This window comes from Anaerorhabdus furcosa, from assembly GCF_900167375.1.
Lineage (GTDB): Bacteria > Bacillota_I > Bacilli_A > Erysipelotrichales > Erysipelotrichaceae > Anaerorhabdus > Anaerorhabdus furcosa.
Genome location: NZ_FUWY01000002.1, coordinates 470,229 through 482,466 on the forward strand (window position 1 = coordinate 470,229; position 12,238 = coordinate 482,466).

The 12,238-nt window shown below is 31.4% G+C and carries 12 protein-coding genes; 7 read left to right on the forward strand and 5 right to left on the reverse strand.

Annotation, left to right across the window (positions count from 1 at the left end; genetic code table 11):
• The first annotated feature begins 48 nt into the window (after positions 1-48).
• The 3 genes from B5D14_RS05470 (at position 49) to B5D14_RS05480 (ending at position 1,743) form a co-directional block, all read left to right on the forward strand.
• Positions 49-633, forward strand: coding sequence for a hypothetical protein (locus B5D14_RS05470; RefSeq protein ID WP_078711580.1), 585 nt, complete (start codon positions 49-51; stop codon positions 631-633).
• A 115-nt stretch (positions 634-748) separates the two neighbouring features.
• Complete coding sequence (locus tag B5D14_RS05475; protein WP_159443734.1) at positions 749-1,165, forward strand: pyrimidine dimer DNA glycosylase/endonuclease V; 417 nt, start codon at positions 749-751, stop codon at positions 1,163-1,165.
• Positions 1,166-1,404: 239 nt separating this feature from the next.
• Positions 1,405-1,743, forward strand: a complete 339-nt coding sequence (locus tag B5D14_RS05480; protein ID WP_078711582.1) for a winged helix-turn-helix transcriptional regulator — start codon at positions 1,405-1,407, stop codon at positions 1,741-1,743.
• 19 nt (positions 1,744-1,762) lie between these two features.
• Here B5D14_RS05480 and B5D14_RS05485 read toward each other — a convergent pair whose 3' ends face one another.
• Positions 1,763-2,527 carry a sulfite exporter TauE/SafE family protein gene (locus B5D14_RS05485; RefSeq protein ID WP_078711583.1) on the reverse strand — a complete coding sequence of 255 codons (765 nt, stop codon included), beginning with the start codon at positions 2,525-2,527 and terminating at the stop codon, positions 1,763-1,765.
• A gap of 199 nt (positions 2,528-2,726) precedes the next feature.
• Here B5D14_RS05485 and B5D14_RS05490 point away from each other — a divergent pair, with 199 nt between their 5' ends.
• Positions 2,727-4,013, forward strand: a complete 1,287-nt coding sequence (locus B5D14_RS05490) for a DUF1254 domain-containing protein (RefSeq protein ID WP_078711584.1) — start codon at positions 2,727-2,729, stop codon at positions 4,011-4,013.
• Positions 4,014-4,052: 39 nt separating this feature from the next.
• On the opposite strand, the gene B5D14_RS05495 is transcribed toward B5D14_RS05490, so the two are convergent.
• Positions 4,053-4,817, reverse strand: coding sequence for an alpha/beta fold hydrolase (locus B5D14_RS05495; protein ID WP_078711585.1), 765 nt, complete (start codon positions 4,815-4,817; stop codon positions 4,053-4,055).
• Positions 4,818-4,905: 88 nt separating this feature from the next.
• Between B5D14_RS05495 and B5D14_RS05500 the strand changes: the two genes are divergently transcribed.
• Positions 4,906-7,197: an alpha/beta hydrolase gene (locus B5D14_RS05500; RefSeq protein ID WP_078711586.1), complete on the forward strand. Its 2,292-nt coding sequence runs from the start codon at positions 4,906-4,908 to the stop codon at positions 7,195-7,197.
• A 33-nt stretch (positions 7,198-7,230) separates the two neighbouring features.
• On the opposite strand, the gene B5D14_RS05505 is transcribed toward B5D14_RS05500, so the two are convergent.
• The 3 genes from B5D14_RS05505 to B5D14_RS05515 all read right to left on the reverse strand — a co-directional run bounded on the left by B5D14_RS05505 (position 7,231) and on the right by B5D14_RS05515 (position 10,286).
• Positions 7,231-8,298 carry a C45 family autoproteolytic acyltransferase/hydrolase gene (locus tag B5D14_RS05505; protein WP_078711587.1) on the reverse strand — a complete coding sequence of 356 codons (1,068 nt, stop codon included), beginning with the start codon at positions 8,296-8,298 and terminating at the stop codon, positions 7,231-7,233.
• 13 nt (positions 8,299-8,311) lie between these two features.
• Positions 8,312-9,259, reverse strand: coding sequence for an alpha/beta hydrolase (locus B5D14_RS05510; protein ID WP_078711588.1), 948 nt, complete (start codon positions 9,257-9,259; stop codon positions 8,312-8,314).
• A gap of 61 nt (positions 9,260-9,320) precedes the next feature.
• Positions 9,321-10,286 carry a zinc dependent phospholipase C family protein gene (locus B5D14_RS05515; RefSeq protein WP_078711589.1) on the reverse strand — a complete coding sequence of 322 codons (966 nt, stop codon included), beginning with the start codon at positions 10,284-10,286 and terminating at the stop codon, positions 9,321-9,323.
• 125 nt (positions 10,287-10,411) lie between these two features.
• Here B5D14_RS05515 and B5D14_RS05520 point away from each other — a divergent pair, with 125 nt between their 5' ends.
• The gene (locus B5D14_RS05520) at positions 10,412-11,722 is read left to right on the forward strand and encodes an MFS transporter (RefSeq protein WP_078711590.1); all 1,311 of its coding nucleotides are present in this window, start codon (positions 10,412-10,414) and stop codon (positions 11,720-11,722) included.
• Between the two features lie 206 nt (positions 11,723-11,928).
• On the forward strand, positions 11,929-12,238 hold a 310-nt coding region (locus B5D14_RS05525; RefSeq protein ID WP_078711116.1), incomplete at its 3' end, for an HTH domain-containing protein.

Below are 12,238 nucleotides of genomic sequence, written 5' to 3' on the forward strand. Positions count from 1 at the left end.
TAAACTTAGTATATCTACAAATGTAGATTAAGACAATAGGAGAAAATAATGAAAAAGCTAGTAGTGAGTTTATTTGTAATACTATTGATTAGTGGTTGTACTGCGAAACCCAATTCAGTAGATGAAACATCTAAGCCGGATGAAAAAGAAGTCAAATTTACACCTCCACCTGCTGGAGATAGAGAACCACCAACGCCTAATGGAGAAATCGCAGAGACTAGTGATTTCAATTTTACAAAAACTGATGATAAAGAGAATGTTAAAATTACAATTTATTTTAGAAATGAAGATACAATTGGTAATCATATCACATTCTTTGATAGTACTGGAAATATGCTTTCCGATTCAAATGGATTTAGTACAGTAGATGATTACATAGTAATCAATGATGAATTACCGTTTGAACAGCATTTTGGAGCAACCTCATACACAGGTGAAGGAGATCCAAATGTAGATATGGATTCTGAAGACTATATAAAAATATCGTGTTCTGTTTATCTTAAAGGAAAGGTGGATACACCTTGTTCTGAAACCTATGTTTTTCCAAGATATGCAGGGTATGAGTACAAGATTTATTTGATAAAGGATGAAAGTGGAAATTACAAATTTAGTTCCTTTGATAATAAAAAATAAAAAGCGAATAAAGGAATTATTGCACTTATCTAATAATTCCTTTTATTTTGTTAAAATTCACATTACTGGTCAAAAATATTTGAGTTTGATAAGATATCGAAAAGGAGGAATGTGCATGCGATTATGGCATAAAGATTTGATTGATGTGTTACCAAGACAACAATTATTAGCGCAGTGGCGAGAATTATGTTCTATTTATTCCAAAGAAGATCGTCATATACTAATCAATTTTATCTATGATTATCCTCCAAATCATTTTTATACCTATAGTTTACTAGTTATCGATGAGATGAGAAAAAGAGGGTATAAAATTAGTGAATCATCCTACAAACGATTTACAGATTATTTTCAAAATAGGAAATTCAAAAAAATAAATATACAAACGTTATACAATAATAAAATGAATGATCGTTATTTATATCAATGTTATCACAACCTACAAGAAAAGTACGATTGCAACTCAATCAAAGAATTTGAATGGGCATTGATCGAAAATAAGTTGAAAGAAAAGATTACAGTTACAGAAAAGTAACTAATGTACACAAATTAATTTATATGATAACTTCTTTGCATAGGAAGTATAACGATGATGATTTACATATTTCTTATGTTCTAAGAAATTAAGGTATCAACAATATGGGAATAATTATCTTAATTCATTTTAAGATTGTAGTAAGGCAGGCAAAATAGATGTATTGGCGGGAGAGATGCTAAGTACACATTAAACCTTATGTTGAATCCATTTTACACACTAGTGAAAGAAGGAAAAACATGGCAAAAGTAAAAAATAAGTATCACAATTCATTTTTATTAGCTTCAGATTTAATGGGAGGCAAATGGGCTTCTCTTATACTGTGGCAAATTTATCAAAAAAATAATCGCTTTTCTTTACTACTAAGAGCGATACCAGAGATTACAAGAAAGATGCTAATTACTCAACTTCGTGAGTTGGAAGAAAACAAACTGATTCACAAGATTGTATATGATGTGGTACCTCTTCATACAGAATATGTACTCGAGGATATTGCACTAGAAATGATTCCAATTATTGAACAACTTCAAACGTTTTCAAAGCAATATGCTGAAATTCATGAAATAGAATTAAAATAAGTACACTCATTGAGTGTACTTATTTATTGAATAGATTAATCACTGTAGTAAAAATAATAAAAACCATAACAACATTAAATAAGGAATGAATTTGTTTGTCACTAAATTTTCTATTTAATTTTGAACCAATCAAACCTCCAACAATTGCAGCGGGAATCATAAGGAATAAAATAGTTAAGTCATATTTTACAAAATCACCTGCTAAAGCAACTTGAACTAATTTAGATGCTTGAGAGAATAAAATCATGACAATGGATATAACAGATGCTTCCTTTGTACTTAGTGAGAAAAACATAGCTAAAGCAACTAAATTAATTGGACCACCACCTATTCCAACAAAAGTTGCTATCATACCAAATACAACACCTACAACAAAATAAGAAATGGGATTTTCTAGTTTCCACTGATATTTATGTTTTAAGAAATTCATATAGATTAATACAATAATGAGAAGAATCATTAGGATAAGGTTTTGAATTTGTTTGATGGGTAAGGTTGTTTGGGCAATGACCATAGAAAGAATACTTTGACCTAAAAGTCCACCACCAACTGAACCTAAAGCAATCCAAGTAGCTAGTTTCTTATCAAAGTGGGTTTTTAGGTTAATGTGTTTTAAAATGCTGGATAGGGACATTGAAAAAACTGTGGCTGAAGATAAGATACTTATTGCAGCAGTACTGTAATTACCTGATAAATCGAGTAGAGGTTTAATAATAACCCCACCACCAATACCAGAGATTGCGCCAATAAGAGAAGCGAATAAGGCAACAAGGGTTGCTATCATAAATTTTCCTCCATTTTGTGATGAGATAAGTATAAATTTATATTTTGAATTCTACAAGCGAAATTGAAACAAATGTGTAAATTTTTCAATTAATCACATTACTTGAAAAAATAAATGTTGTTTTGTTTAATTAGTCTATAAGTACAAAGAAAGTACTTTCACCAAATTCTTTGGCGTTCAAATTCGAGGAGGAAAAATTATGAACGAAAATGATGCTACCAAATTAATCACAGATGCATATGTTTATGGATATCCCATTATGGGAATGTATGAATTGTTGTATCAACAAGTTTTAGGACCCAATAAATCAACTAAAATGAATGAATTTTTGCATATTGCAGTTGTATCAACGCCTAAAACATCTTTTGTGCCGGCTCCTAATAATGATACAACTTATTCAAGAGCTTGGTTGGATTTAAGAGAAGAACCAATTATCATAGAAACACCAGATTCAAATGATCGTTATTATTCAATTCAGTTAACTGATTTATTTACTGATATTACAGATAACTTAGGTAAGCGATTGTATGGTACAAAAAAGCATAGTTTTGCGATTGTTGGACCAACTTGGAATGGAAAATTACCTGAGGGAGTAATTCCAGTTTATTGCAAGACAACAATTGCTTTAGCATTTTTAAGAATACTCATTAAAGGTGAAAATGATTTAGAAACTGTAAAGGATTTACAAAAAAACTTTGTGATTAAACCTTTAAGTGAATATATCACTGGAAAGACTTCAAATATGGATTTCACTTTAGGATTACCTGATTATTGTGTTGGAAATTATTATGAATATTTTGAAACAATGAATAAGGTGTTAGCTTTAACACCGATGATTCAACAAGATGAAGAATTACTCAAGAAGATCAAAGCTGTTGGTATTGGAGCAAATGGAAAGCTTGAAATACTTAGAGGAATACCAGAAAAAATACTTAAAGATGCATGTAATGGTGCAAAAGAATTAATTGATCAAAATGGGTTGCATTTTGGTGAAGAAGTAAATCATTGGCGTATCGCAAGAAAAAATATTGGAATATTTGGTAATGATTATATGCAACGAGCTGTTGTTTGGTATAAAGGAGCATTGGCGAATGTACCAGAAGAATCATTATATCCGAGTACATTCAAAGATAGTCATGGAAACTTTTTAACTGGTGCAAATAAGTATGTAATTCATTTTGACAAAGAACAATTACCACCAGTAAGTCAATTTTGGTCATTGACGATGTATCGCTTTAGTGATGCATTCCTAATTGAAAATAAAATTAATCGCTATTCAATTGGGGATCGTACTAAAGACTTGGCTTATGATTCACAGGGGGGATTAACGATTTATATACAACATCTAGAACCTGAAGAAGAGAAAGAAAAAGCCAATTGGCTACCTTCTCCTGATGAACCGTTCTATATGACGCTAAGATTATATGGTCCTAGTGAAGATGCAATTTTAGGTAAATGGTCACCTCCTGCAGTAGAGAAGAAATAAATTATATGAAATAGGAGTTAGCATGTAGCTAACTCCTATTTATTTTGAATAAGTTTTGATGAATTTAATTGTGGCATCAATTAAATCACGTTGTTGTTGATTATCTGTTATATCTGCTTTGTTGTCACCTGATTGTGGCTTTGCATTGTTATATAATGCCATTTGTGTATGATTTGCACCTTCAATTTTGACGAAATCTGTTGTAGGTGGTAAGTAGATACTTTTATCTAGAATATCTTGTGGTGTGGCTAAACCGTCGTTAGAACCACTAATACTTAAAACAGGGAAATCAGCTTCTTTCAAACTGGATTCTTTTGTTGTGTAGCTAGCATAAAGTATCAAACCATCAATTTTATCTGGATGCTCATGCGCATACATACTTGCAGCCGTACCGCCCAACGAGAAACCAGCTAAATACCACTCATCAATGTCAGGATATTGATCCATTACGGCATTTGCCTTGTTGGTATCAAAAATCGCAAGATTAAAAGGCATTTTAACGATAACAACAAAGATATCTTCTTTAGCAATTTCACTTGCAGCATAGGCAAAACTTGCAGGATCAACTTTTCCTCCAGGATAATAAATTAAACCTACTTTAGTACTAGTTTTTGCAGGAGCAAAAGTAATTGAACTTTGGGTGTTGGTAACTGTAACTGTTTGGGTTGAAACAAGGGAAGCAACAGCTAAATCACTTGCAGGAAGATAGGAAGTTAAATAGTAAGTTGCATAACCAATAAAGAATATGAGTACAAGTAATAATGCAGTTAATAGTTTATGTTTCTTAAAAAAATTAGTTTTCATATGTTATTCCTCTATTATTAATTATAAAGAGGATACTTTAAATTACAAATTTAATGATTTTTAGTTATAATATGGTAAGAGGTTAAGTATGGTAAAAAGAAGTTATAGTAAAAGTTTAATTGAGGACATGAACAATCGTTGTTATGGAACGATGATAAATGATATACAAATAATTATGAAACCTATTCCAGAAACAAATGAAATAGGTGTTTTAGATGTAAGATTTTTCAAGAAGATAAAATCGATTGCAGCACTAACTAAATTTGTCCCAGATCAAGTATTAAAATTAAGTCCCAGTAAGCAAATCATTGAAGGGTTGAAACTAGGTTTTGATTTGAAAAAAAGCAAGTCAATTACTGAAGATATCATAAAAGTAGATCAAATTACAATTAGAGGTAAGGATAACAATTTATTGCCTTTGCGTATTTATCATCCCAATAATAAAGACGAATTAGCACCTATTTTATACTATATTCATGGTGGTGGATTTTTCTCTGGGAATTTGGAAGTATGTGATGAATACTTACGTTATCTATGCATTCATTTCAATCTTTTGATTTTTTCAATTGATTATCGACTTGCTCCACAATATGCATATCCAAAAGGACATGAAGATTGTTATGAAGGATTAAAATGGATAAGTGAACATGGAAAGTATTATCAAGGAGATACTGAAAATATCTTTATTGCAGGTGATAGTGCAGGGGGAAACTTAGCACATTATTGTGTAGTTAAAGACATAGAAGAAAAGAAATTTAAAGTAAAGGGACAATTCTTATTGTATCCAACATTGAAACTAGCGAACGTTAGTGATGAAATCAGTAAATGGGATTTAACTAAATATGAAATCAATAAGAAGCAAGAAGCTGCAGTGATGTTATCCATCCAATTAATCAAAAATGGTGGAGTAGAAATCATGAATGGTGTTTTAAATGCAGATCCAAATAATTCTTATCTAACACCCTATCTATCCGAATTAACAAATTTACCTCCAACATGTATTTGCGTCGGTGAATTTGATTATTTAAAAGTTGAAGATATTGCATATGCAGTGAAAAATAAAAAAATGAACAATCCTGTAGAGCTTATTGTATACAAAGGAATGGGACATGGATTTGGTGATTTTTTAGGTTATTTTCCACAAGCAGAAGATAGTGCAATTGAACTAGGACAATTTATTTTAAAACATGCAAATCGCATTGAAGCAAAACCTAGAAAACTGCTTAGTCCAGAACAAATTCGACTTTTGCAGAAACAAGATGAAACAAATGAAAGAAAATATGCAAGAAATTTAATTTCAATAATGAATCGTAAAAGTACAATCGAAATTTTAGATGATAATCCAGTCATTGTAAAACCAATGCCTGATGAAAAAGAAAAACAAAAAATGGATAAACATGTAGCTTCAGATATTAAAGCTCAAGAGTTTTTTATTCATTTGGCAAGTGATTTATATAATAACATTAAATTTGATGACAAAGTATTTGAAGAAATTCGTAAATTTTTTAATGAAGTTAAAAGTATACCAATCTCAAGTAATCGAGTAATAATAGAAGATATTGATATTCTAGGTACAGAAGGGAATCAAATTCCATTAAGAATATATCATCCGGCAACCCACACAAAAAATAAACCCATTTTCTATTTTATGCATGGTGGTGCATTCATTGCAGGTTCACCCAATGTTGTAGAGCAATTTGTTAAGTACATCGTTGATAAGTTCAATGTTGTTGGATTTAGTGTTAATTATCGACTTGCTCCAGAAAATACTTTTCCAAAAGGGCATGATGATTGCTATGCAGCGCTATTATGGATAAAAAAATATGCTCATTTGATTCATGGCGATACAACTAAAATCTTTGTTGCGGGAGATAGTGCTGGAGGAAACATTGCACAATATTGCGTTACAAGATCACTAAATGAAAAAGGTCCAAAAATAAAAGGACAAATGCTTCTTTATCCAACAGTTGATTTGGCTGAAAGTATTGATGAACATTTTGAGTGGGAGAGTCGTTTCTCTAAAAACCAAAGTAGTGCTTTTGTAGAAATTCAAAATTCATTGGATTCATTTAGAAAATATTTGAATAAATTCATGCGAAAAGCATTGAATAGTGATGGAAACAATGAATATTTATCACCATATTTATCAAATCGACATGATTTACCACCTACATTATTAGCGGTTGGAGAATATGATTTTCTAAGAAATGAATGCTTAGCATACATGGCAAAATTGCATAAGAATGGAATTAAAACTAGAACTATTCTTTATGAAGGGTTTTCTCATGGATTTATTGATTCAATGGGACAACATATGCAAAGTGAAGATCTTGCAATTGAAGTAGGGCATTTCATAAAAACTGTAATTAATGAAAAATAGAGAAACTATCATGAGGATAGTTTCTCTATTTTCTTACTCGAATAATTGATATGAATAAACTTGGTCAAAGTTATTTGCTACTACAATATCCAATGTTTTCTTGGAGTTATTGTATACTGCAGACCATTGTGTAGCGATAATATCACCTTCGCTATCTACTTTATCTTGGCTTACTGATTTAAGTAAGTTCATTGCATCTTCTGTAGAAAGTATACCTTTATTTTGATTTAAAGTATTAATCAAGATTTCGTAACGATCTTGACCTTTACCAAAGTTATATTTTTCTTCACTAATTAAGAAATTGGTAAGAGCTTGAACTTCGCCAGCTTCTTTGCGAATTACACTTAGGTTATTATCTATGTATTCAATCACGGCACTATTTCCATTTGCATCAGCTATTTGAAAATGATAAGAAGCATTTGCAGAGGCATGCATATCCATATTTTCAAACAATGCAATAGCCTCATCAACTGAAGCAGCTTGATCTAGAACTAGTCGAATTGCTGATGTTGTTGTTAAATCAAGTTTATCTGTCATTTGGTTAGTTGGAGTATCTTTTATAAGTAGAACACCAATACTAACACCCATTTCATTCATACCATCCATAACGGCGTAAGGTGCAGCCAAAGACATAACTTTATTGATAAATGAATCTGGACCCTCATCTAAGGTATAACCCAATACATTAATATTTGCGATAGATACTGAACGATATCCATCTTTTGGTTCAGTAAAGACAAGCATACCTGGAATTGGATCTAAATCATAATTTCTTCCAAAAATCCAATCACCTTCAGCTGTTTGAGCTTGGAATGTACTGCATCCAAAATCAGGAATATTAAATTCTAAAGGAATACCTTTTAAAATTGTTTTTACTACATATTGAACAAGTTGACTATCACTTTCAACACCACCTTGTTCAACTAATCCTGTTAAGCCATAATCATTGGAAACATGGATTTCATAGAAACCATAATCGTCGATTTGTTTGATACTGTTGATTGTAGTAATTTCTTTATTAAATACTGCAAAGAAACCACCTACTAACACTAAAATAATAATAACTAAAGCAATTAAGATACGTTTTAAAATTTTTTTCATCTATATGTTCTCCTTAATTTAAACTGTTAATGAATTCAAAAATTGTTTTGTAGTATAAATCAGGTTCAACATCAGCACTGGCACCATGTTCAGCTCCAGGGATGATTAAGAGTTGTTTTTCATTTTGGTAAGACTCATATAATTTCTCACCCATCCATGTTGGAACATAGGTATCATTTTCACCGTGAATAAATAGAATTGGTAATGTTGCATTTTCAAGTGCTTTAATTGGACTGGCTTTGCCAAAATCATATCCTGCACGTAATTGACCTACAAATTGTGCAGCCGGTAAGAATGGAAAGGCAGGGAGTCCAAATCTTTCTTTGAGTTGATCTTCAAACATTTCATATGCCGAAGTATATCCGCAATCTTCAATAACACCAATTACATTTTCTGGTAATTTCTCACCTGCTGTAAGCATTACTGTAGCAGCACCCATAGATTCACCATAAAGGATGATTTTATCATTTGGGTTGTATTTTTGAATGGCATCAATCCATTCAAGAATATCATTTTTTTCCAACCAGCCCATACCAAGATAATTTCCCTCACTATTTCCTCGACCACGTTGATCAATTGCGAGTACATTATAACCTTGTTCCACAAAAGGTTTAATTGCTGGAACGATATCACGGTGATCAACCGTATAACCATGAACTGCTAGAATTGTAATACCGTTAGAATTAGAAGTAGGATAATATTGTGCCCAAAGATTATAACCATCTTTGTTTGTTATTTCCCATTCTCCTAGATCTTGATTTACAACCCATTCATCATACTCTTTTTGGGCGGTTGTATCTTGTATACCAGTATATGGTTCACGCATTGATCCTAAGTTGCCATTTGAATCAACCGCAAGTGCGTAATCAACTAAATAATTCCCAGCAAATCCCAATGCACCTAATATTAAAAATGATATGGTAGCTAGTAGGATAATTAAAAACTTTCTTTTTTTAAACATAATATCTCCTTATCTAAACAAGATAGAATTATAATGTTTTATGCAAAGAAAGTCAATTTGGTTATTTTTCGTAGATACAGTCAAAGTATTTCATTGGAGATTCAACAGATAGACCAGTTTCAAAGGACTGATTGTTGATTAATGCTAGAATTTCATCCAATTCAACCTCATTTTTCAAATAATGAAAGAAAAGGGTACAAACTTCTTGACCGATAGCAATCGAATTATTAAAGATATCTACAAAAGATTGAGTACTTGTTTTGTTTGTACAAGGGTGATGCCATGAACGATGTGTATTATTGAGTAAATCAAGGGTATCATCTTCGATGGGTACAATCATTGAAGTGAAAGCATAAGGTTTCTTCAAGATATTTTTTTCAAAACCATATAAAAACCTCTTCTTTGTATTCTTTGGATCAAACAATACTTTTTGAATTGTATAGAAGTCTTTAAGACAAGTTTCTACAACCTTACGATTAATATCTTCATCATAAATGTCATGAAGTGGATTTTTATAGACTTCAAGTATAGCTTCAACAGTATTTTCATCATATTTTAATAGTTTGTAACCAGGGTAATCTTTTGTTGAAGTATTTCGTATTAATTTCAACATTAGATAATCGAGGTGTGATTCAAAACGGCGATGATAGAGCGAAGAATTACCACCTTGTGTTGATTCAGTTTGATTAAATATATAAGGATGTGCTTCTTTATCTAGTGCCCAATGGCATAAAAGTCCACAAATATAGCTGATTTTCTCTTGTGTTTGATGAAGCTTACATTCTTCAAATACTTGTTTGAAAAATTCGTGGATTTTAGTGCTATGGATTTTACCACCCATTGCAGCAACATGTTTTGCTTCTTCTTGATTTTTCCAAGGCCAAGCATTGTAATAAAAAAACAGATCAGGACCACTTGTTCCAATAGAAAATTCCTCTATATTTTGATGAATAATTTTTTCAAGTTGATTTGGTATTGAGCGACAAACTTCTTTTCCAAATAATTCGTGTGTGATTAGACTAGGCATAAATAGTCCTCCATATACTCAACATTATATCAAATATTATTTCAAATCATGCGTATTTCACAAAGTTTTAACAAACGTTGTTCTTAGATATGATAAGATAAACATAATGATTTGGGGGAAAAGGAATGAAACTTACAAGAAATGAGAAAAGCTGGATTTTGTACGATGTTGCAAATAGTGCTTTTGTTTTAATTTTAACCGCAACAATTCCAGTATTTTTTAGAGGATTAGTTGATAGTGCAGGAGTAGTTGAGGTATGTAATAACTGGCTAGTTCAGTTTCTATTCAGTTCAAATGCAACAGCTTCTTTAGCAGGTGATATTCAAGCATTTGAAGCACTAAAAACAAGCTTGTTTGGACTTACGACAACCATTGCCGTATTAATTGTTGCAGTAAGTGCTCCTGTAATTGGTGCAATTGCTGACTACAAAGGTATGAAAAAGAAAATGTTTACTGTTTGTTTGGTTATTGGTGTTTTTGCTTGCTTATTGTTAGGTATTACGCAAAACTGGCTAGGTTACTTGGGTTTAATTATTATCGCAAGAATTGGCTATGCAAGCTGTAATATATTTTATGATTCAATGCTAGTTGACGTATCGACAAATGATAAGATGGATGCTGTTTCATCATTTGGATATGCTTGGGGATATCTTGGAAGTTGCATACCATTTATTATAGGTATTTATCTTATTTTAGCATTACCATTTGGGTTAAATATTGCTACAGCTACTCAAATCTCGTTTCTTATAACCGCTATCTGGTGGGCTGTTTGTTCAATTCCGCTACTAAAGAATGTAAAACAAACACATTATCTTGAAAATCATAAGCATCAAATTAAAGAATCATTTACTCGAATTGGTAAAACAATGAAAGAGATTAAGAATAATCCAAAAATGTTCTTCTTTATCCTTGGTTATTTCTGCTATATTGATGGGGTTTATACAATTATATCCATGGCAACTACATATGGAGCAGAGGTGGGAATTGGAACCAATGATATGATCATTGCACTTTTAGTTACACAAATTGTAGCTTTCCCATTTGCAATTCTATCAGGATATTTAGCAAAGAAATTCAAAACAATTGATATATTAAAAACTTATATTATCCTCTATATATTCATTTGTATTTATGGATTCCAACTCGATCAAACTTATGAATTTTGGGTGTTGTGTATCGCAGTAGGTATTGCTCAAGGTGGTATTCAAGCCTTGTCACGTGCCTATTTTGGTAAAATTGTTCCTAAAAATGAATCAAATGAATACTTTGGTTTCTTTGATATCTTTGGAAAATTTGCGGATTTCTTAGGCCCACTTATTATCACAATTTGCGCTGCCGTATTTGGACAAAGTAAGTATGGAATTTTAGCATTAGTTATTCTCTTTGTTGTGGGATACTTCTTCTTAAACAAAGTTTCAAAGTTAGATAAAGAATAAGTATGTAACTTTTCTATAATTAAATTAGTAAAATAGTAACTTAATGAAGGATTATGATATTCAAAGTTATACAGCATTTTATTTCAACTGTATTTTGTTTGAAGCAATAAAAAAGTAATCTTTAAACTATACCCCGTAAGGAAGACACTAGATAAAAAGTGACTACCTTACGGGGTTTTAGTATACTTTAGAAGAGGAAAGAAAATATGGGAAGAAATTATTTTAGTAAAGAACAAATAGAAGAATTAAGAAAAAGCAAGTATGTAAAGAAAATCAGTGAAGCAAATGTACGATTTACAGATGATTTTAAGAATGAATTTACAGGTTTACTCAATACAGGAGCATCACCAATAGAAGCACTAAACAAATTAGGAATTAGCCCCAAAATATTAGGACCAAAGCGAGTTGGTTCATTGACAACTAGAATGCGGGAACAAGCAATGCGACCTGAAGGATTTAGTCGTAAAGAGAATAGTTCAAAAGGAAAAAAGAGAAAATTAACCTTTGAAAATGAAA